Raw genomic sequence first — 19,256 nt, forward strand, 5'->3', positions numbered from 1 at the left:
CAGCGCGCTACCGATAGCTCATGGAGTCAACAGTGATCAGCTCGTCAACGGTTGTGAATTCAGTGGTAGAAAAGCTCCGGGCCGCCCTGGCCCGTGGCCAGTGGCGCTCCGGCGACATGCTGCCCGGGCAACGTGAATTGGCCGAGCAACTGGGCATCAGCCGCCCCAGCCTGCGCGAGGCGGTGATTGTCCTGGAAACCCTGGGCCTGGTGCGCTCCATGCCCGGCAAGGGCGTGGTGGTATTGGACGCGCCACTGGACGAGGCCCAAGGTGCCGAGCGCAGCGTGGCCGGCGCCAGCCTGGAGGACGTGCTGCAACTGCGCTACACCCTGGAGCCGTTCATCGTCGGGCTGGTGGCGCAATCCATCAGCAGCAAGGAAGTTGGCCAGTTGCGCCTGACCCTGATGGACATGCGCGAAGCCCTGGAAGCCGGCGACAGCGAAGCCGGGGTCAACGCCTACATCGCCTTCCACGAGGAACTGTTCACCCTGACCAGCAACCCGATCTTCCAGAACGTGGTGCAACAAACCAGCAATGCCCTCAAGCAAAGCGCGCAGATCCTGCGCAATTCGCCCGAGCACCTGGCTGAACGCCTGGAAGAAAATGAAGCGGTGGTACGGGCCATCCGCAACAAGAACAGCGCCCTGGCCAGCGCCGAGATGCGTCGGCACATCCTCCAGGAAGGCCAGCGCATGGGCATCGAACTGAATATTCCGGACGATCACCTGGGCCCAAACGCCTCGTAATCAACCCCCGATTCAGCAACTGGACTGGAGACAGGCCATGGTCAGCTACGCCCTGAAAAACAACCCCTTCACCCTGGTGGCCAGCCTGCCCCGGCGTCAGTGCGGCGAAAAAAAACTGCTGGTCGATGATGTCTATCCGCAGATCTTCGACGCCATTCTCGAACAGCGTATCGCCCCCGGCAGCCGCTTCACCGAAGACAGCCTCGGGCAGGCCTTCGGCGTCAGCCGCAGCATCATCCGCCAGGTCCTGGCGCGTTTGTCCCACCAGCAAGTGGTGATCCTGCGACCCAACTACCGCCCCCAGGTCGCGGCTCCTGACCGGGAACAGACCCGGCAGATCCTGCACGCCCGGCGCCTGACGGAAATGACCCTGGTGCGCCTGGCCTGCCAGCAACCCCGGCGCCAGTTGCAGTCCCTGCGACAGTTGATCGCCCGGGAACGTGAAGCCATTGAGCGTGACCAACGCGGCCCGGCCATCCGCCTGTCCGGGGAGTTCCACCTGCAACTGGCTGAAGTGGCCGGCAACGCCCCACTGGCGCAGTTTCTCGGCAGCCTGGTGCCGCTGACCTCCCTGGCCATCGCCCAGTTTGAAGGCCAGGCCCGCAACTACTGCGCCTGGCAGGAACACTCAAGGATCCTTGACGCGCTACAAGAAGCGGATGTGGCAACCGCCGAAGCCCTGATGAACCAACACCTGTACCACCTGGAGCGACGCCTGCTTGGCACAGCCGCCGACGCCGAGTTGTAGATACCGGCTTGCCGGCGAACACCTCAGCTGCCCAGCAGCTTCTCGAAGCCCTGCCGGATCTTCTCTTCCGGCAGATCATCGGCAATGAACACCATCACACTCTCCCGTGCTTCGCCCTCGGCCCATTCAGTGTCCCAATCGAAGCCATACAGCTTGAGCACGCCCTGGAACACCATGCGCCGCGGCTCGTCGATCACATTCAGCACACCCTTGTAACGCAGCAGTTGCTTGCCGTGATCTTCCAGCAGTTGATTCATGAATTCGCTCAGGCGATCCAGGTCCAGGGCCTGCTCGGTGCGCAGCACCAGGCTGGAGATCCGGTCCATCGCAGGAGCCTGGCTCACCGGGCGCAGGCTGATGCCGCCACCCAGATCAGCATTCAAATTGAAGCCGCGCACATCCAGCAGTTCCGCCAGGTCGATCCGGCCATGCTCCACCACCCGGATCGGCGCCCGGCGGTTGATCCGCGTCAGGCGCTGGCTCAGGGCGTCGAAGGTTGCCTCATCCACCAGGTCGCGCTTGCTCACCAGCAACCGGTCGGCAAAGCCGATCTGTGCCTGGGCAATGGTCTGGGTCAGGTGGAACTCGGCATGCTTGGCGTCCACCAGGGTGATGATGCCGTCGAGAATGTAGCGCTCACGTAGCTCTTCATCGATGAAGAAGGTTTGCGCTACCGGCGCCGGGTCGGCCAGTCCGGTGCACTCGATCACCAGCCGGTCGAAGGCGATCTCGCCGCTGTCCAGACGCTCCAGCAACAGATACAGGGCCTTGGTCAGGTCGGTGTGGATGGTGCAGCAGACGCAGCCGTTGGACAGGGTCATGACCTGGACCGGCTGCTCTCCCAGCAACTGGGTGTCGATACCAGCCTCGCTGAACTCGTTCTCGATCACGGCGATCTTCAAGCCGTGCTCGACCTTGAGCAGGTGCCGCAGCAAAGTGGTCTTGCCGGCGCCGAGAAAGCCGCTGAGCACGGTGACGGGAATAGGATTTTGCAAAACAGGATCTCCCACGCATAAAAACGCAGGAGCCGACTGGCCGGCGATGGCGTCAAAGAGATCGCTATCGTCGATCAGCCGGCTCCTGCATGGGTGTGGCTCAAACGCTATGTTTCAACAGCACTTCGGACCGCCCTTGCCGCCGTAGCGGGCCTCCTGGCGTTCCCGGAAGAACGCCTCGTACGACATCACCGGCTTGTCCGGGTGCTTGGTTTGCATATGCTCGACGTAGTTGTCGTAGTCGGGCATGCCGACCATCAGGCGCGCGGCCTGGCCGAGGTATTTACCGAGGCGACTCAGGTCATTGAACATGGTTGCAATCCTCGATTACGCATCCGGCACCGCCTGATAGGGCGCTTCTTTATCCGTACGCTCTTTCCTGCCCCAGGCGGCGATGCCGACCTTGAGTGCGTAGAACAGGATGCTGAACACTACCAGCAGGAACAGGGCGGTCAGGGTCGCGTTGGTGTAGGCGTTGAAGATCACGTGCTGCATCTGGGTGATGTCCTTGGCCGGCGCGACGATCTGACCATCGGCCAGGGCATCGCTGTATTTCTTCGCCAGCGCCAGGAAGCCAATCGCCGGGTTGGCGTCGAACAGCTTGATGAGGCCCGCGGTGGTGGTGCAGATCAGCAGCCAGACGGCCGGTAGCAGGGTGACCCAGATGTAACGCTGGCGCTTCATCTTGATCAGCACCACGGTGCCGAGCATCAGGGCGATACCGGCCAGCATCTGGTTAGAGATACCGAACAGCGGCCACAAGGTGTTGATGCCGCCCAGTGGATCGATCACCCCCTGGTACAGCAAGTAGCCCCAGAACGCCACGCAGCCGGCAGTGGCAATCAGGTTGGCGGCCCAGGACTCTGTGCGCTTGAGCGCCGGAACGAACGAGCCCAACAGGTCCTGAAGCATGAAGCGCCCGGCACGGGTGCCAGCGTCCACCGCGGTGAGGATGAATAGCGCCTCGAACAGGATCGCGAAGTGGTACCAGAATGCCATGGTGTTTTCACCCGGCAGTACGTGATGAAGGATCTGCGCGATCCCCACCGCCAGGGTCGGTGCGCCACCGGCACGCGCCAGGATGGTGTTTTCACCAATGTCCTTGGCCACCGCCTGCAGTTGTTCAGGACTGATGACAAAGCCCCAACTGCTGACGGTCTGCGCCACACTGACCACGTCACCGCCAACAATGGCCGCCGGGCTGTTCATGGCGAAGTACACACCCGGTTCGATCACCGAAGCCGCCACCATGGCCATGATCGCCACGAAGGACTCCATGAGCATGCCGCCGTAACCGATGTAGCGGGCGTTGGTTTCGTTATCCAGCAGCTTGGGCGTGGTTCCCGAGGAAATCAGCGCATGGAAGCCGGACACCGCGCCACAGGCAATGGTGATGAACAGGAACGGGAACAGACCGCCCTTCCACACCGGGCCTGTGCCATCGGTGAATTGGGTCAGGGCCGGCATCTTCAACTCAGGCATGGTGATCAGGATGCCGATCGCCAGGGCGACGATGGTACCGATCTTGAGGAAGGTCGACAGGTAGTCACGGGGCGCCAGGATCAGCCACACCGGCAGCACCGCCGCAACGAAACCGTAGCCGATCAGCATCCAGGTGATCTGGATACCGGTGAACGAGAACACCTTGCTCCAGAGCGGATCGGCCGCCACTTGGCCACCCAGCCAAATGGAGCCGAGCAGCAGCACCACGCCGATCAGCGAGATCTCACCGATGCGCCCCGGGCGGATGTAGCGCATGTACACGCCCATGAACACCGCGATCGGGATGGTCGCCATCACCGTGAAGATGCCCCACGGGCTCTCGGCCAGGGCCTTGACCACGATCAGCGCCAGCACCGCGAGGATGATGATCATGATCAGGAAGCAGCCGAACAGGGCGATGGTCCCGGGAATACGGCCCATTTCTTCGCGGACCATGTCGCCCAGGGAACGACCGTCGCGCCGGGTGGAGAGGAACAGCACCATGAAGTCCTGCACCGCACCGGCCAGCACCACCCCGGCAATCAGCCACAAGGTGCCAGGCAGATAGCCCATCTGCGCCGCCAGGACCGGACCCACCAGCGGGCCTGCGCCGGCAATGGCCGCAAAATGGTGACCGAAGAGAATGTGTTTGTTGGTCGGCACATAGTCCAGACCGTCATTATTGACCACCGCTGGCGTTGCCCGACGCGGGTCCAACTGCATCACGGTGTTGGCGATAAACAGACTGTAATACCGGTACGCCACCAGATAGATGGCCACCGCGGCGACCACGATCCACAAGGCGTTGATCGCCTCGCCGCGACGCAATGCAACAACGCCAAGGGCGCACGCTCCTACGATCGCCAGCAGCAGCCAGGGAACATGGCGCAGCAGGCTATTATTATTTTTCATGTTTATATTCCAGCCAGGGTGGACAGAAAGACAGCGTTTGCGAGTGTAGCGCTACTGCTCTCAAAGGCCAGCCCCCACGTTGGTCTAGAGCCTTCTTCTGACGAATGTGCGGTGTTTTTTCTGCGCTTTTCAGGCACCGACAATCGGCCTCGGCGCACGGCAATCCATGCATTGCCGCGCCAGGCTCACCCACGGCGGCGATGACTGGCGCTCAAGGAACGACTCGCTGTGTAGCGACAGTCATAAACCGGGGTCTATAGTCAGGACTCCACGTAGAGGGCCAGCCCATGAGCGAGCAACACGCCGACCGTCGACGCTTCAAACGCATCGCCTTTGATGCCAGGACCGAACTGAGTCAAGGTACGCACCGCTGGCCGGTGCAGTTACTGGACCTGTCGCTCAAGGGCTTGCTGATCGAACGCCCCGATCCCTGGCTGGGCGACCCCAACCGGCCCTTTGAAGCCTATGTCCACCTCAGCCCCGATGCCGATGTCTGCATGGATGTGCAACTGGCCCACGACCAGCGGGGCCAGTTGGGTTTCGTCTGCCTGCACATCGGCCTGGAATCCATCGAACACCTCAGAAGGCTGATCGAGCTGAACCTGGGCGACCCCGAGGAACTGGAGCGCGAATTGGGAGCACTGATCAATATTTGATCAGCGCTGATTCCCTGCTACTCAAACAGCGCGTCCAGCGCCTGCTCCAGACGGGTCACGGCAATGATCGTCAGCCCCGGCGGCGACTCCTTGGGAGCGTTGCCCTTAGGCACGATGGCCCGTTTGAAGCCGTGCTTGGCGGCCTCTTTCAAGCGCTCCTGGCCGCTGGGCACCGGACGCACTTCGCCCGACAAGCCCACCTCGCCAAACACCAGCAGATCATGGGGCAACGGCCGGTTGCGCAAACTCGACATCACCGCCGCCATCAGCGCCAGGTCGGATGCGGTCTCCAGCACCTTGACCCCGCCCACCACGTTGAGGAACACGTCTTGATCATGGGTCGGAATCCCGCCGTGGCGGTGCAGCACTGCCAGCAACATGGCCAGGCGGTTCTGATCCAGGCCCAGGGTGACCCGGCGCGGGTTGGCCAAATGGCTGTCATCCACCAACGCCTGAACTTCCACCAGCATCGGCCGGGTGCCTTCCCAGGTCGCCATCACCACGCTGCCTGGCACTTCTTCCTGGGCCCGAGTGAGGAAAATCGCCGAAGGGTTGGACACCTCCTTCAGACCACGGTCGGTCATGCCGAATACACCCAACTCGTTGACCGCGCCAAAACGGTTCTTCACTGCCCGCAGCAACCGCAGGCGACCGTCGGACTCGCCCTCGAAATACAGCACGGTATCGACCATGTGCTCCAGCACCCGCGGCCCGGCCAGGGCGCCTTCCTTGGTCACGTGGCCCACCAGGAAAATCGCCGTGCCGCTCTGCTTGGCGTAGCGCACCAGCAACGCCGCGCTCTCGCGCACCTGGGACACGCCGCCCGGGGCCGATTGCAGCTGTTCGGTGAAAATGGTCTGGATCGAGTCGATCACCATGACCTTGGGTTTTTCCACCCGGGCCGTGGCAATGATGGTTTCGATACAGGTTTCGGTCATCACCCGCAGTTGATCCTGGGGCAGGCCCAAGCGTCGGGCGCGCATCGCCACCTGCTGCTGGGATTCCTCGCCAGTGACGTAGAGCGCCGGCATGCGCGTGGCGATGTTGCACAGGGTCTGCAGCAGGATGGTCGACTTGCCGATCCCCGGATCGCCGCCGATCAGCACCACCGAGCCATCCACCAGGCCGCCGCCCAGCACTCGGTCGAGTTCGCCGGAAGCGGTGGAGAAACGTGGAATTTCCTCGACGCTGACTTCTGCCAGGGTCTTGATCTGTGCCTGTTGCCCAGCCCAGCCAGTGCGCCCGGCAGGCGCTGCGGCACCACCACTTTCGATCATGGTCTCGGTCAGGGTGTTCCAGGCCCCACACTCGCCGCACTGCCCGGCCCATTTGGGAAAGGTGGAGCCGCACTCGGTGCAGCCGTACATGCGCTTGGCCTTGGCCATCTGAACCCCCCGGCAAAAACCGCGATGATAGCTCAGCTGGAACCGATCAGCGCGACGGCGAGGTGCGTATCTGCCCGCTGGCCAGCCGCGTGGCGCTATTGCCCAGCGGGTCCTCGGCATTCAGGTCCGCGCCCTTGGCGGCCAAGGCGTCCAACAGTTCGACCCGCTTGAACAACCCGGCGTACATGGCCGCCGTCTGCCCGGCGCCATTGCGCTGATCGGGACTGCAATCGGTCGCCAGCAAACGCCGAGCGATCTGCACCTCGCCCTTGAAGATTGCCCCCATCAACGCCGTGTTGCCGCGTTTGTCCTGGGCACAGGCATTGGCGCCGGCGGCCAGCAGGCGCTCCACTGCCGGCCCCTGGCCGTGATAAGCGGCGAGGATCAGTGCCGTGTAGCCCTTTTCATCCTGGGTATCGAGGGAGTAACCGGCCTCGATAAAGGTGTCGAGCATTTCCACATCGCCCCGGCGGGCGGCATCGAAATAGTAGTGTTCCAACTGGACCTTGACCGCCACCGGGTCCGGCGACTGGGCGTGGATAGCCAGGGAGCAAGTCAACGTCAGCAAGGCGATGAACAGGCGCATGGCGCACCTCCATTTTTTCTGAGAAGCATAGGAGCCGGCGTGGCGGCGAAGGAGGCCGCCTGAAACAGCGACGGCCCCGTGTTCGCTGAGCGGCCCCCCAGCAAGGCGCGTCACGTATTCAGGCGTGACGCGGTGAACGATCAGTCGCTTAGCTTGGCGGCCAAGGCCTTGACCCGTGCCAGATCACCCTTGGCGACCTTGGTCACGCCGGTGCCGTACTCAGGGTCGGCCTTGTAGAGAAACGACAGCATGATGTGCTTGCTCTCGTCATCGGTGGTGGCCAGGGAGCCGCCAAAGCTGTCGATCAGGTCCTGACGTTCCTTCTTGCTGAAGGAGCGGTACAGATCCCCGGCCTGCTTGAAGTTCTGCTCACGCTGGATCTTCGCCTGCTGGGTGCTGCCCGAAAGTGCCATCTGGCTGTAGCGCGCGGCCTGCGGCTCTTCACGAGGCATCAAGCGGCTCGGCTGATAGTTGACCCCAGTGCTGGTGTGGCCCAGGTTCATGGCGCCGTCCTGATTGCCGTTGTTCACCGGGTTCTTCGGCGCGTTGATCGGCAGTTGCAGGGCATTGGCGCCAATGCGGTACATCTGGGTATCGGCGTAGGAGAACACCCGACCTTGCAGCAGACGGTCTTCCGACGGCTCGATCCCCGGCACCAGGTTGGCCGGGGCCATGGCCACCTGCTCGGTTTCCTGGAAGACGTTGGCCGGGTTGCGGTCCAACACCATCTGCCCGACTTTGCGCTCAGGTACATTCGGCCAGATCTTGGTGGCGTCCAGCGGGTCGAAATCAAACTTGGCCAAGTCTTCGGGTTTCAGTACCTGGACATACAAGTCCCACTTGGGAAAGTCCCCTCTATTAATGTGGGTTACCAAGTCGTTGGTCATATGGCTGTAATCACGCCCCTGAACCTCGACCACTTGTTTCGGGTCGAGATTCTTCAGACCTTGCAGGCTCTTCCAGTGAAACTTCACGTAGTGCACTTCGCCCTTGGCATTGATCAACTTGTAGGCGTGCACACTGTTACCGTCCATTTGCCGGTAACTGGCCGGGGTACCGGCGTTGGAATACAACTCGGTCAACGTACGGGTGGCTTCGGGAACATGGGAGAAGAAGTCGAAACGCCGCGCATCGTCGTCGAGGTTGGTACGCGGGTCCGGTTTGAATGCGTGCACCATGTCCGGGAACTTGATGGCATCGCGAATAAAGAAGGTCGGGAAGTTGTTGCCCACCAGGTCCCAGTTACCGTCCGCGGTGTAGAACTTGGTGGCAAAGCCGCGGGGGTCACGCAGGGTTTCCGGGGAATGGTTGCCATGCACCACCGCCGAGAAACGCACGAACACCGGGGTCACTTCACCGGCGGCAAACACCTTGGCACGGGTCAAGTCGCTGAGGCTGTCGGTGACGGTGAACGTACCGTGGGCACCAGTGCCGCGGGCATGTACCACGCGCTCTGGAATACGCTCGCGATCAAAACGCTGGAGCTTCTGGATCAGTTGCACGTCTTGCAGCAACACCGGTCCGGTAGCACCTGCCGTTTGTGAGTTCTGGTTATCACCCACGGCCGCACCATTATCGCGGGTCAGCGTGGCAGCCTGCACGGAAAGAGCAAGCATACTGGCAGCAAGCACTCCCAGTACGCCTCGCGGGGAAAGACTCCCAAAGCCAAGAGAAGCAGTCATGTTCAATTCCTCTAGTTATATAAGGCGCAGCTCAATGCGCCGCTAGAGGCTAGTGGCTAAATATTTGAAAGATAAATAGAAAGGCCGTACCCATCTGATTGACAAAATATTCTGGTTATATCGGCGACGGCGAGGTATATCGCGCGCGATTTGATGGCACTTTAATAAACTATTGGCCTGTTTATCGGTCGATAACCCCGCGAGCTGTAAAAAGTTGTGTCGGCAAAATGCTTTTTGCTGAATTACACTGCTACAACCAACCTCATCTGTAACAAGGAATAACCTATGGGCGTGCTAAGTGAGTTCAAGGCCTTCGCGGTCAAAGGTAATGTGGTCGACATGGCCGTGGGTATTATCATCGGTGCCGCGTTCGGCAAGATCGTCTCGTCCTTTGTCGGCGACGTGGTCATGCCACCGATTGGCCTGCTGATCGGTGGGGTGAACTTCGGCGACCTGGCCTTCACGCTGAAAGAAGCGGTGGGGGATGCGCCGGCGGTGGTCTTGGCCTACGGCAAGTTCCTGCAAAGCATCATTGATTTCATCATCATCGCCTTCGCCATCTTCATGGGCGTGAAGGTCATCAACCGCCTGAAGCGCGAAGAGGCCGTGGCCCCGAGCCTGCCGCCGGTACCGAGCAAGGAAGAAGAGCTGCTGGGGGAGATACGCGACCTGCTCAAGGCGCAGAACAAGCCCTGAAAACAGCTTCAACCATACAAAGACGGCGCCCTTGAGGCGCCGTTTTGCTTACCAGTAAGTCTCCACCGCCACCTGCCCCGGCCGCCGGCTCAGGCTCAGGTTCATGCCTCGCTGCTTGAGCAGCGCGCGGGTATCATCGATCATCTGCGGATTGCCGCAGAGCATCACCCGCGAATGCTCGGGGCTCAGTTCCACGCCGGCGGCACGCTCTAACTCGCCGTTCTCGATCAGTTGGGTGATGCGCCCATGGAGGCTGCCCGGGTGCTGTTCCCGGGTCACAGTGCTGATGAACTGCAACTTGTGTGCAACCTCCGCCAGGTACTCACGTTGCGGCAACTCGGCCAGCAACTGCTGATAGGCCAGCTCTTTGGCCTCGCGCACGCTGTAAACCAGCATGATGCGGTCGAATTTCTCCCACACTTCAAAGTCCTGAAGAATCGACAGGAACGGCGCAATCCCGGTGCCTGTGGATAACAGCCAAAGATCGCGCCCGTCGACGAAACGGTCCAGCGTCAGATAACCGAACGCCTGTCGATCCACCAGCAGGCTGTCGCCCACCTGCAGGCGGCTGAGCTCGCTGGTGAACTCGCCACCGGGCACGACAATGGAGAAGAACTCGAGAAACTCATCGAACGGCGACGACACCATGGAATAGGCGCGCCACACCGTGCTGCCATCGGCCTTGACCACGCCGAGACGAGCAAACTGCCCGGCCCGAAAGCGAAAACCGGCATCACGGGTGGTGCGCAAGGTGAACAGGCTCGGCGTCAGGGGCTGGACGTCGAGCAGGGTCTGGCGGCTGTACTTTTCTTCACTGGCAGTCATGACGGACTCCATAAAGGCGATGCCTTAGTGTCACGCAAAGCGCCGCGCAGAAACACCGGTGGTTTGTAGTGGCATAGATCGCGGGTAATCGCGGGCAAAAAAACGTACCATTCAGCCCCACTGTGTACCGCCCTGCCTGCGGCCCATTGCGCGGCTGTTCCAGGGTTCCTGCCGGCTTGTTGTTGCACACCGCCAGGACATTCACCGATTACCTAGAGTCCGCCCCATGCCCCTGCTTGCAAGCCCCTTCGCCCAGCTCGACCTGATCCGCCAGCCCGAACAGCAAAACGAGCCGCTGCAAGCCTTCGACGCGGCGGACGAATACCTGCTCAACCATCTGGCCGAGCAGCAACCGACCAGCGATACCCGGGTGCTGATTCTCAACGACAGCTTCGGCGCCCTGGCCGCGAGCCTGTTGGGCAAGGTCCAGGTCAGCAGCAGCGGTGATTCGTACCTGGGCGCCCTGGCCCTGGAAAAGAACCTGATGCGCAACGGCCTGCCGTTCGACGCCCTGCGGGTGATACCGGCCAGCGAGCCCTTGAACGGTCCATTCGACCGGGTGCTGATCCGCGTGCCCAAGACCCTGGCCCTGCTGGAAGAACAGCTGATCCGCCTGCAAGGGCAACTGGCTCCAGGCGCCCAGGTGGTCGCGGCGGCCATGGTCAAGCACCTGCCCCGCGCCGCCGGCGACTTGCTGGAGCGCTACATCGGCCCGGTACAGGCTTCGCTGGCGGTGAAAAAGGCTCGCCTGCTGATCGCCACGCCAGAAGCCAGGCCGGCGGCCGTGTCGCCCTACCCAACCCGCTATCGCCTGGAACAACCGGCCATCGAGCTGCTCAACCACGCCAATGTGTTCTGTCGCGAAGGCCTGGACATCGGCACCCGCGCGTTCCTTCCGCACCTGCCGCAGAACCTTGGCAGCGCCCGGGTCGCGGACCTGGGCTGCGGCAACGGCATACTGGCCATCGCCAGCGCCCTGGACAACCCCCAGGCCCATTACACCCTGGTGGACGAATCCTTCATGGCTGTGCAATCGGCCCGGGAGAACTGGCAGGCCGTGCTGGGCGAGCGCGAAGCCGAAATGCGCGCCGGCGACGGTCTGGCCGGCCAGGAACCCCAGTCCCTGGACGTGGTGCTGTGCAACCCACCGTTCCACCAGCAGCAAGTGGTCGGCGATTTTCTCGCCTGGCGCATGTTCCAGCAGGCCCGTGAAGCCCTGGTGGTGGGCGGTGCGCTCTATATAGTCGGCAACCGCCACCTGGGCTATCACAGCAAGCTGGCGCGCCTGTTCCGCGGCGTGGAGCAAGTGGCGGCGACGCCCAAGTTCGTGATCCTCAAGGCGCGTAAATAACAGGAAAAAAAACCCTCCGCGAGCGGAGGGTTGAAACCGTGCCGCAAGGCAACGGGATGGGATGATCAGTGGGTGGTCAGGCCCGCAGCGTTCATAAACATGCGCATCAGACTGGCCACCACGAAGAGCGCCAGGACACTGCCGCCCCAGATCGCCGCCAGCCAGCCCAGGCGCTGCCAGAGCGGCTTCTTTTCCGCCTGTTCGATTTCCTGCAAAGAGTGTTTACCGCTCATGATCTCGACTCCTGCTTAACCCAAACCCTCGTCGGCGCTGGCTGGCCAGCGAAAACGCCGGCCAGCCGGGCTCAAGGGCCTGTTCGCCGGCAAGCCGGCGCCTACCTAGTGATAACCGTCTTCATGAGTCACCTTGCCGCGGAACACGTAGTAGCTCCAGAAGGTGTAACCCAGGATGAACGGAATGATGAACAAGGTGCCCACTAGCATGAAGCCCTGGCTTTGCGGCGGCGCCGCGGCGTCCCAGATGGAGATCGACGGCGGCACGATGTTCGGCCACAGGCTGATGCCCAGGCCGCTGTAGCCGAGGAAGATCAGCACCAGGGTCAGCAGGAACGGCGTGTAGTGGGCGTTGCGGGCCACGGCGCGCAGCAGGCCGTACATGGTCACCAGCACCAGGATCGGCACCGGCAGGAACCAGAACAGGTTCGGCAGGGTGAACCAGCGCGCGGCAATCTCGGCGTGGGCCAGCGGCGTCCAGATACTGACGATGCCGATCACTGCCAGCACTACATAGGCCAGGGGCCGAGCAATGTCATGCATCTGCTGCTGCAGCTTGCCTTCGGTCTTCATGATCAGCCAGGTGCAGCCGAGCAAGGCATAGGCCACCACCAGCGCCAGGCCACAGAACAGGGTGAAGGGCGTCAGCCAGTCCAGCGAACCGCCGGCAAACTGCCGATTGACCACCGGCAAGCCATCGATGAATGCCCCCAGCGCCACGCCCTGGAAGAAAGTCGCCGCCAGCGAGCCGCCGATGAAGGCCTTGTCCCAGATGTGACGCTTGTGTTCCTTGGCCTTGAAGCGGAACTCAAAAGCCACGCCGCGGAAGATCAACCCCACCAGCATCAGGATCAGCGGCAGGTAGAGCGCCGAGAGCACCACCGAGTAGGCCAGCGGGAAGGCGCCAAACAAGGCCGCGCCCCCGAGTACCAGCCAGGTTTCGTTGCCGTCCCAGACCGGGGCGACGGTGTTCATCATTACGTCACGATCGCGGTCATCCTTGACGAACGGGAAGAGAATCCCGATCCCCAGGTCGAAGCCGTCCATGACCACGTACATCATGATGCCGAAGATGATAATCACGGCCCAGAGCAGCGGAAGATCAATACCCATGACTCAGTTCCCCTTGTTCAGGCGGGTGCCGTGGTCGGCGTCGTGATCATCGTCGGCTGCGGACAGCGGACGGGCCGGGGTACGTTTCTGCCCGGGACCACCGTGGCTGGTTTCGGCACCTTCGTTGGTGACCGGGCCTTTGCGCACCAGGCGCATCATGTAGCCGATACCCACGCCGAACAGCGAGAAGTACACCACCACGAACAGCGCCAGGGTGATGCTCATCTGCACAAAGCTGTGGCCGGACGAGGCATCCGCCGTGCGCATCAGACCATAGACCACCCACGGCTGGCGGCCGATCTCGGTGGTGAACCAGCCCGCGAGGATCGCGATCAGCCCGGATGGGCCCATCCACAACGCCAGGTACAGGAATGGACGCGAGGTATAGAGGGTGTCGCGCTTGCGCAGCCAGACGCTCCACAGCCCGGTGAAGATCATCAACATGCCCAGGCCGACCATGATCCGGAACGACCAGAAGACGATGGTCGAGTTGGGCCGGTCCTCGGGCGGGAACTCCTTGAGCGCCGGCACCTGCTTGTCCAGCGAGTGGGTGAGGATCAAGCTGCCCAGGTAGGGGATTTCCACCGCGAACTTGGTTTTTTCAGCCTTCATGTCCGGCCAGCCGAACAGGATCAGCGGGGTTGGCTCGTTGCCGATGTTTTCCCAGTGGCCTTCGATCGCGGCGATTTTCGCCGGCTGATGCTTGAGGGTATTGAGGCCGTGGAAGTCGCCGATCACTGCCTGCACCGGCGCCACGATCAGGGCCATCCACATGGCCATCGACAGCATGCGACGAATGGCCGGGTTGTCGCGCCCCCGCAGCAAGTGCCAGGCTGCCGACGAGCCGACGAAGAACGCCGTGGCGACGAACGCAGCGACCGCCATGTGCGCCAGACGATAGGGGAATGAGGGGTTGAAAATCACCGCCAGCCAATCCACCGGGATCACCTGGCCGTTGACGATTTCATAGCCTTGCGGGGTCTGCATCCAGCTGTTGGACGAGAGGATCCAGAAGGTCGAGATCAGGGTACCGATGGCCACCATCACCGTGGAGAAGAAGTGCAGCTTGCGGCCGACCTTGTTCCAGCCAAACAGCATCACGCCGAGGAAACCGGCTTCGAGGAAGAAGGCCGTGAGCACTTCATAGGTGAGCAAGGGGCCGGTGACCGAGCCGGCAAAATCCGAGAAGCGGCTCCAGTTGGTGCCGAACTGGTAAGCCATCACCAGGCCGGAAACCACGCCCATGCCGAAGTTGACGGCGAAGATCTTCGACCAGAAGTGGTAGAGATCGCGGTAGGTGTCGTCGCGGGTTTTCAGCCACAGGCCTTCGAGTACCGCCAGGTAACTCGCCAGGCCAATGGTGATGGCCGGGAACAGGATGTGAAACGAGATGGTGAACGCGAATTGAATTCGGGCGAGATCAAGCGCCTCTAAACCGAACATAAGCTTTCCTCTGTCAGGTAATACCGGCTGCCGGCCAGAGGCCTGCACCCACTGCCCCCACGGATATGGAGTACGGCGAATTCGGATTCGTTCTTTTTTAAACCATCGCAACGCAGGGATTCAGGCCTATTGGCCACCACATCATCCTTTGGGAAAGGTTTTGATCTGGATCAAGCAACGTTAAAAGAGTAGTCCTATTTTCAGCGCGCAACTCTGTGGTTATTTGCCGCGTGACAGCTTGCCTCACCCTCTCAAGCCCGGGGCTTTCCCGGCATTTTCCTAGCCCAATCCCTGTAGCCGCTGCTGAGCCTGCGAAGCTGCGAAAGGCCGGGCCGCGTTCGGTACGCAGGGCCTTGCCTGGCAATTTCCCGTCGAACCCGCGGCGTATTCAAGCCCCTGGCGTCTCCTCCGCAGCCGTTCGCAGCCTGCAGCAGCGGCTATAGGGTTGGCGACCCGGTGTTCGAATGAAAAACGAGATAGATGCGCAGCTAACGATGTTCCCGCGCCCCGCAACTATTGGTTACACCTTGATGATAACCTCGTCGCACTTCCTGCTCAGATTGACCGCCCGATGCCCAGCCACCCTCCTCTGCTGCTCCGTCACCATCGTCCGTTCATTGCGTTCTGGCTGGCCCGGATCTTCACCGCCAGTGGTTTTCAGATGCTCACCGTGGCCATCGGCTGGAACCTCTACCAGCTGACCGGCAATGTGCTCGACCTGGGCCTGGTGGGGCTGGTGGAGTTCGCCCCCCGCGTGCTGTTCATGCTGCACACCGGGCATGTGGCCGACCGCTACGACCGACGCCGGGTGGCGGCGATCTGTCAGTCGCTGCAAGCCTTGATCGCCCTGGCCCTGGCCGTCGGCAGCCTGACCGACAGCGTGACTCGGGAAATGATCTTCATCCTGGCCTTCCTCCTCGGCGGCGCCCGTTCCTTCGAGATGCCCACCACCCAGGCCCTGCTGCCGAGCATCGTGCCCGCGGCGCTGTTTCCCCGGGCGGTGGCCGCCGCGCAATCGGCGCAACAGTCGGCGACCATCGTCGCCCCGGCCCTGGGTGGGTTGCTGTATGCCTTTGGCAGCGTCTGGGTCTACGGCCCCACCGTGGTTCTGTACCTGATCGCCTGCCTGCTGATGCTCAACCTGCCGGCCCGGCAGACGCCGCTGAACAAGGGCAAGGCCACCCTCGATTCGCTGCTGGCGGGCATTCGCTTCATCCGCAGCCGCCCGGACATCCTCGGCGCCATCTCCCTGGACCTGTTCGCGGTATTGCTGGGCGGCGCCACCGCGCTGTTGCCGGTGTTCGCCAAGGACATCCTGCTCACCGGCCCCTGGGGCCTGGGCCTGCTGCGTTCGGCGCCAGCGGTGGGCGCCTTGCTGATGTCGCTGTGGCTGGCGCGTTTTAGCGTCGAGCGCAAGGTCGGGCGGGTGATGTTCACCGCGGTCGGGGTGTTTGGCGTGGCCACCATCGCCTTCGGCCTCTCGACGTCGTTCTGGTTTTCCCTGGCGGTGTTGGTGGTGCTGGGGGCGGCGGACATGATCAGCATGGTGATCCGCGCCTCCTTCGTGCAACTGGAAACCCCGGACGACATGCGTGGCCGGGTCAGCGCGGTGAACGGCCTGTTCATCGGCGCTTCGAACCAACTGGGGGAATTTGAATCCGGGCTGACCGCCCACTGGTTCGGCACCGTGCCGGCGGTGGTGCTGGGCGGGGTCGGCACGCTGCTGGTGACCGGGATCTGGATCAAGCTGTTCCCGACCCTGGCCCAGCGCGATCGGATGATCGAGCACGTGGAAGAAGCCAAGGTGTGAAACCGCGCCGGACGGGCGCGGCCAGGTTCAGCTATCAGTGACTGGGCTGAGCCTCAGCACAGGCTCGCCACTTCGCCGCCTCCAGCAGGTCGCAACCATCCTGGGTCAGTACATAGAGCACATCGATGATGTGCGGGATGTCCTTCACATCGCCGTGGCTGAAGTTCAGGCAGCACAGGGTTTCCAACAGGTTGGCAGCGGTACGCATACGTTGCTCGGCCGCCTCGTAAAGCGCCTCAGGGGACGCATTGGCGTTGATAAAAAACACACCGGGGCGGCTTATGTTGGATTTAAGCGGCACATAGCGGGCAGCAGTTTTCGGGGTATTCATCATTAGATCCTTCTTTATGAATGACCGCCCCAATCGTGACCAAACGATGGGTGGCGGACTGTGCACAGGTTGGTCAACCGGGAAGAAGGCACCCGGCACACCCGAAGGTGTCCCGCGCACAGCCCACCATTAAGCGTGCGGGCACGAAAAAGTGCCTGCAAACCAGGGTGGCGCGTGCGCCTTCTAATTTCGGGTGACCAAACCCGGCCGCTGAATTGGCAGCGACGGCGCGAACTATAGGGGGGATAGGACGGGGGGTGCAAGGAGCGGCTGGTTAGCCTTTGTTACCCGCTCACAAGCCCCTCCTGCCCGACGCCTTGCCGAACAGAGCTGCGACAGAGAAGCTCCCCGCGGGGGCCTCGTAACAGCTTGTTGATCATTCTCTGCAATACAAAACCGCTACGATGTGTGTAAGGTATCGCCTTACACTCGCTACCCATCATCAAGCCCTTTCAGCACAAAGGCCTGCGCGCCTTCTATGAAACCGGATCGACTCGTGGAATACGGGCTGAGCATGCACGCCAGCTGTCGTTCATGGATCACGCCAGCGAACCGGCAGACCTCAACCTGCCGGGTTGGCGGCTGCCCCCACTCAAGGGCGACCTGCGCGGCTATTGGTCTTTGGTGGTGTCCGGCAACTGGCGAGTGGTCTTTCGTTTCGTAGGTTCGGATATCGAACTGGTCGGTTATCTGGACTACCACTGAACAGGAGGCAGGAGCATGCCCATCCACAACCCGCCCCACCCCGGTGACACCTTGCGCCTGGATATCTTGCCCGAACTGGGCATCAGCGTGACGGAGCTGGCCCGGCATATCGGCTATGCCCGCCCGCATCTGTCCAAGGTGTTGAACGGCCATGCGCCGATCCGCGCGGAACTGGCGGTCCGCCTGGAACGTGCCGGAATCGGCAAGGCCAAGGTCTGGCTGGCGGTGCAGGCCGATTACGACATCTGGCACACCGAGCAGGAGTTGCAACCGGTGATCGAGCCTATCGCGGCCCATGTCGGCTGAGCCCTATACCAGCAATTCTGCTGCCACCTGGGCGCGCTTGCCGCGACCACACAGCGCCTCCACCAGGGCCAGGGCAAACGTCAGGGCCGCGCCGGAGCCCTGGGCGGTGATGCAGTTGCCATCCACCACCACCGGCTGGTCGACAAAGGTACAGCCCAACAGCTGATGGCTGGCGCTGGGCAAGCAGGTCATGCGCCGCTGGCGCAGCACCCCATACGCTTGCAAGGCCAGGGCCGGTGCGTCGGCGATGCCGGCGAAGAACCTGCCGGCGGCCGCCTGATCCTTGAGCAACTGCATCAAGGGTTGATGGCCCGCCAAATGCTGGGCCCCCACCGCGCCGCCGGGCAGCACAATCAGGTCGAAACGCTGGGCCAGCACATCCACCAGCATGGCGTCGGCGGTCAGCCGGGTGCCGCGGGCGCAGGTGAGCATGCGCCGGTTTTCGACGCTGGCCGCCAACACCTCGATTTCGGCACGGCGCAGTACGTCGATCAGGGTCACGCTTTGCAGGTCATCAATGCCTTCGGCAAGGGTGACCAAGGCTCTGAAGGTCATGGGGATGACTCCACCTGGAGGTCTGTAGAGCTTAGTCAGCTTTGCCGGCCGCCGTTCAAAACGCTGTCCGAGGGTTGCTACTTGATATAGATCTGCGCGCCCAGGCTGTTGCCCGGGGCGTTGAGCGAAGTGTTGCGGAAACTGAAAGTGCCTTCCTGCTTGCCCGCCAGGTCGAAGACATAGATGTAGCCCACGGTGATTCCCGAGTTGCCGCAGGGCACATAGGCCGAGCCGTCCTCGCACACCGGCGAGCGGGTGCCATCGACCTCGAAGCCGTCCAGGGTCACATTCGGCTCACGACCGTAGCCGATCTCCAGTACATAGACCTTGATGTTCGGCCCGCTGTGATCGCACTCGGTCCGCGCGCGGCCATCGGAGACATCTTCCAGCCCGCAGGACGGCGACAACACCTTGAGAATTTCCACCTGGCTCAACGGCGGCGCCGAACGCGCCAGGGCCGGAGTCGTCAGCCAGCAGGTCGCGGCTCCCACCAACGCCAACGCGATCATTTTCACTGTGCTGCGCATAAATCCCCCCTTAAAGGCAGGGCGCAGTATGCGCTACTTGCCAGCAGTGCAAAACATCGCCGACGATCGCAGCCATTGGCCCACGCTGCTGGTATGATGCGCGGCTTTTTCCGACCCAGAGCAAATCCACAGGCACCTTATAAAGTCTGTGCTTTGCTGTTGGAGTCGA

Annotated in this window: 21 protein-coding genes; 8 read left to right on the forward strand and 13 right to left on the reverse strand. The window is 62.1% G+C overall.

The features are described from left to right. The first annotated feature begins 32 nt into the window (after window positions 1-32). Window positions 33-746, forward strand: a complete 714-nt coding sequence (locus PLD_RS00355; RefSeq protein WP_159888834.1) for a FadR/GntR family transcriptional regulator — start codon at window positions 33-35, stop codon at window positions 744-746. Between the two features lie 37 nt (window positions 747-783). Further along, window positions 784-1,494 carry a GntR family transcriptional regulator gene (locus tag PLD_RS00360; protein ID WP_159888835.1) on the forward strand — a complete coding sequence of 237 codons (711 nt, stop codon included), beginning with the start codon at window positions 784-786 and terminating at the stop codon, window positions 1,492-1,494. Between the two features lie 23 nt (window positions 1,495-1,517). On the opposite strand, the gene yjiA is transcribed toward PLD_RS00360, so the two are convergent. The 3 genes from yjiA to PLD_RS00375 all read right to left on the reverse strand — a co-directional run bounded on the left by yjiA (window position 1,518) and on the right by PLD_RS00375 (window position 4,883). Further along, window positions 1,518-2,489, reverse strand: coding sequence for a GTPase (gene yjiA, locus PLD_RS00365; protein ID WP_159888836.1), 972 nt, complete (start codon window positions 2,487-2,489; stop codon window positions 1,518-1,520). Window positions 2,490-2,603: 114 nt separating this feature from the next. Then, window positions 2,604-2,801 carry a YbdD/YjiX family protein gene (locus PLD_RS00370; protein ID WP_007937254.1) on the reverse strand — a complete coding sequence of 66 codons (198 nt, stop codon included), beginning with the start codon at window positions 2,799-2,801 and terminating at the stop codon, window positions 2,604-2,606. A 15-nt stretch (window positions 2,802-2,816) separates the two neighbouring features. Further along, complete coding sequence (locus PLD_RS00375; protein WP_159888837.1) at window positions 2,817-4,883, reverse strand: carbon starvation CstA family protein; 2,067 nt, start codon at window positions 4,881-4,883, stop codon at window positions 2,817-2,819. Window positions 4,884-5,170: 287 nt separating this feature from the next. On the opposite strand from PLD_RS00375, the gene PLD_RS00380 reads away from it, so the two are divergent. Continuing rightward, window positions 5,171-5,539: a PilZ domain-containing protein gene (locus PLD_RS00380; RefSeq protein ID WP_159888839.1), complete on the forward strand. Its 369-nt coding sequence runs from the start codon at window positions 5,171-5,173 to the stop codon at window positions 5,537-5,539. 17 nt (window positions 5,540-5,556) lie between these two features. Here PLD_RS00380 and radA read toward each other — a convergent pair whose 3' ends face one another. The 3 genes from radA to katB all read right to left on the reverse strand — a co-directional run bounded on the left by radA (window position 5,557) and on the right by katB (window position 9,192). Then, the gene (gene radA, locus PLD_RS00385; protein WP_159888840.1) at window positions 5,557-6,924 is read right to left on the reverse strand and encodes a DNA repair protein RadA; all 1,368 of its coding nucleotides are present in this window, start codon (window positions 6,922-6,924) and stop codon (window positions 5,557-5,559) included. 46 nt (window positions 6,925-6,970) lie between these two features. Next, window positions 6,971-7,510, reverse strand: coding sequence for an ankyrin repeat domain-containing protein (locus PLD_RS00390; protein WP_159888841.1), 540 nt, complete (start codon window positions 7,508-7,510; stop codon window positions 6,971-6,973). 140 nt (window positions 7,511-7,650) lie between these two features. Beyond that, entirely contained in the window at window positions 7,651-9,192 is a 1,542-nt protein-coding gene (katB, locus tag PLD_RS00395; protein WP_159888842.1) for a catalase KatB, read from the reverse strand. A 285-nt stretch (window positions 9,193-9,477) separates the two neighbouring features. Here katB and mscL point away from each other — a divergent pair, with 285 nt between their 5' ends. Continuing rightward, window positions 9,478-9,888 carry a large-conductance mechanosensitive channel protein MscL gene (mscL, locus tag PLD_RS00400; RefSeq protein WP_159888843.1) on the forward strand — a complete coding sequence of 137 codons (411 nt, stop codon included), beginning with the start codon at window positions 9,478-9,480 and terminating at the stop codon, window positions 9,886-9,888. Window positions 9,889-9,936: 48 nt separating this feature from the next. Here the strand turns inward: mscL and PLD_RS00405 are convergent, their stop codons facing one another. Further along, window positions 9,937-10,713 (reverse strand): ferredoxin--NADP reductase, encoded by a 777-nt coding sequence (locus PLD_RS00405; RefSeq protein WP_159888844.1) that lies wholly within the window; start codon window positions 10,711-10,713, stop codon window positions 9,937-9,939. 226 nt (window positions 10,714-10,939) lie between these two features. Between PLD_RS00405 and PLD_RS00410 the strand changes: the two genes are divergently transcribed. Next, on the forward strand, window positions 10,940-12,064 hold the full coding sequence (locus PLD_RS00410; protein WP_159888846.1) for a methyltransferase: 1,125 nt from the start codon (window positions 10,940-10,942) through the stop codon (window positions 12,062-12,064). Window positions 12,065-12,129: 65 nt separating this feature from the next. Here the strand turns inward: PLD_RS00410 and PLD_RS00415 are convergent, their stop codons facing one another. The 3 genes from PLD_RS00415 to PLD_RS00425 all read right to left on the reverse strand — a co-directional run bounded on the left by PLD_RS00415 (window position 12,130) and on the right by PLD_RS00425 (window position 14,853). Beyond that, window positions 12,130-12,297 carry a DUF2474 domain-containing protein gene (locus PLD_RS00415; RefSeq protein WP_159888847.1) on the reverse strand — a complete coding sequence of 56 codons (168 nt, stop codon included), beginning with the start codon at window positions 12,295-12,297 and terminating at the stop codon, window positions 12,130-12,132. 105 nt (window positions 12,298-12,402) lie between these two features. Next, window positions 12,403-13,410, reverse strand: coding sequence for a cytochrome d ubiquinol oxidase subunit II (gene cydB, locus PLD_RS00420; RefSeq protein WP_159888848.1), 1,008 nt, complete (start codon window positions 13,408-13,410; stop codon window positions 12,403-12,405). 3 nt (window positions 13,411-13,413) lie between these two features. Beyond that, complete coding sequence (locus PLD_RS00425; RefSeq protein WP_159888849.1) at window positions 13,414-14,853, reverse strand: cytochrome ubiquinol oxidase subunit I; 1,440 nt, start codon at window positions 14,851-14,853, stop codon at window positions 13,414-13,416. Between the two features lie 571 nt (window positions 14,854-15,424). Here PLD_RS00425 and PLD_RS00430 point away from each other — a divergent pair. Continuing rightward, window positions 15,425-16,663: an MFS transporter gene (locus tag PLD_RS00430; RefSeq protein ID WP_159888850.1), complete on the forward strand. Its 1,239-nt coding sequence runs from the start codon at window positions 15,425-15,427 to the stop codon at window positions 16,661-16,663. A gap of 34 nt (window positions 16,664-16,697) precedes the next feature. On the opposite strand, the gene PLD_RS00435 is transcribed toward PLD_RS00430, so the two are convergent. Further along, window positions 16,698-16,994 carry a hypothetical protein gene (locus tag PLD_RS00435; protein ID WP_178116097.1) on the reverse strand — a complete coding sequence of 99 codons (297 nt, stop codon included), beginning with the start codon at window positions 16,992-16,994 and terminating at the stop codon, window positions 16,698-16,700. A gap of 438 nt (window positions 16,995-17,432) precedes the next feature. Between PLD_RS00435 and PLD_RS00440 the strand changes: the two genes are divergently transcribed. Together PLD_RS00440 and PLD_RS00445 are read left to right on the forward strand one after the other, a co-directional pair. Then, the gene (locus tag PLD_RS00440) at window positions 17,433-17,699 is read left to right on the forward strand and encodes a type II toxin-antitoxin system RelE/ParE family toxin (RefSeq protein ID WP_159889726.1); all 267 of its coding nucleotides are present in this window, start codon (window positions 17,433-17,435) and stop codon (window positions 17,697-17,699) included. A gap of 15 nt (window positions 17,700-17,714) precedes the next feature. Continuing rightward, on the forward strand, window positions 17,715-18,005 hold the full coding sequence (locus tag PLD_RS00445) for a HigA family addiction module antitoxin (protein ID WP_159888853.1): 291 nt from the start codon (window positions 17,715-17,717) through the stop codon (window positions 18,003-18,005). A gap of 3 nt (window positions 18,006-18,008) precedes the next feature. Here the strand turns inward: PLD_RS00445 and PLD_RS00450 are convergent, their stop codons facing one another. Continuing rightward, window positions 18,009-18,560 carry a DJ-1 family glyoxalase III gene (locus tag PLD_RS00450; protein WP_159888854.1) on the reverse strand — a complete coding sequence of 184 codons (552 nt, stop codon included), beginning with the start codon at window positions 18,558-18,560 and terminating at the stop codon, window positions 18,009-18,011. Window positions 18,561-18,637: 77 nt separating this feature from the next. Then, entirely contained in the window at window positions 18,638-19,087 is a 450-nt protein-coding gene (locus PLD_RS00455) for a DUF4879 domain-containing protein (RefSeq protein WP_159888855.1), read from the reverse strand. Between the last annotated feature and the right edge of the window lie 169 nt (window positions 19,088-19,256).

This window comes from Pseudomonas sp. LD120, from assembly GCF_009861525.1.
Classification (GTDB): domain Bacteria; phylum Pseudomonadota; class Gammaproteobacteria; order Pseudomonadales; family Pseudomonadaceae; genus Aquipseudomonas.

Bases quoted from the DNA above. Each gene is read 5' to 3' on its own strand.
- PLD_RS00360 (WP_159888835.1), top strand. From the start codon at position 784: ATGGTCAGCTACGCCCTGAAAAACAACCCCTTCACCCTGGTGGCCAGC.
- PLD_RS00370 (WP_007937254.1), bottom strand. From the start codon at position 2,801: ATGTTCAATGACCTGAGTCGCCTCGGTAAATACCTCGGCCAGGCCGCG.
- PLD_RS00375 (WP_159888837.1), bottom strand. From the start codon at position 4,883: ATGAAAAATAATAATAGCCTGCTGCGCCATGTTCCCTGGCTGCTGCTG.
- PLD_RS00380 (WP_159888839.1), top strand. From the start codon at position 5,171: ATGAGCGAGCAACACGCCGACCGTCGACGCTTCAAACGCATCGCCTTT.
- radA (WP_159888840.1), bottom strand. From the start codon at position 6,924: ATGGCCAAGGCCAAGCGCATGTACGGCTGCACCGAGTGCGGCTCCACC.
- PLD_RS00390 (WP_159888841.1), bottom strand. From the start codon at position 7,510: ATGCGCCTGTTCATCGCCTTGCTGACGTTGACTTGCTCCCTGGCTATC.
- katB (WP_159888842.1), bottom strand. From the start codon at position 9,192: ATGACTGCTTCTCTTGGCTTTGGGAGTCTTTCCCCGCGAGGCGTACTG.
- mscL (WP_159888843.1), top strand. From the start codon at position 9,478: ATGGGCGTGCTAAGTGAGTTCAAGGCCTTCGCGGTCAAAGGTAATGTG.
- PLD_RS00405 (WP_159888844.1), bottom strand. From the start codon at position 10,713: ATGACTGCCAGTGAAGAAAAGTACAGCCGCCAGACCCTGCTCGACGTC.
- PLD_RS00410 (WP_159888846.1), top strand. From the start codon at position 10,940: ATGCCCCTGCTTGCAAGCCCCTTCGCCCAGCTCGACCTGATCCGCCAG.
- PLD_RS00415 (WP_159888847.1), bottom strand. From the start codon at position 12,297: ATGAGCGGTAAACACTCTTTGCAGGAAATCGAACAGGCGGAAAAGAAG.
- cydB (WP_159888848.1), bottom strand. From the start codon at position 13,410: ATGGGTATTGATCTTCCGCTGCTCTGGGCCGTGATTATCATCTTCGGC.
- PLD_RS00425 (WP_159888849.1), bottom strand. From the start codon at position 14,853: ATGTTCGGTTTAGAGGCGCTTGATCTCGCCCGAATTCAATTCGCGTTC.
- PLD_RS00430 (WP_159888850.1), top strand. From the start codon at position 15,425: ATGCCCAGCCACCCTCCTCTGCTGCTCCGTCACCATCGTCCGTTCATT.
- PLD_RS00435 (WP_178116097.1), bottom strand. From the start codon at position 16,994: ATGAATACCCCGAAAACTGCTGCCCGCTATGTGCCGCTTAAATCCAAC.
- PLD_RS00445 (WP_159888853.1), top strand. From the start codon at position 17,715: ATGCCCATCCACAACCCGCCCCACCCCGGTGACACCTTGCGCCTGGAT.
- PLD_RS00450 (WP_159888854.1), bottom strand. From the start codon at position 18,560: ATGACCTTCAGAGCCTTGGTCACCCTTGCCGAAGGCATTGATGACCTG.
- PLD_RS00455 (WP_159888855.1), bottom strand. From the start codon at position 19,087: ATGCGCAGCACAGTGAAAATGATCGCGTTGGCGTTGGTGGGAGCCGCG.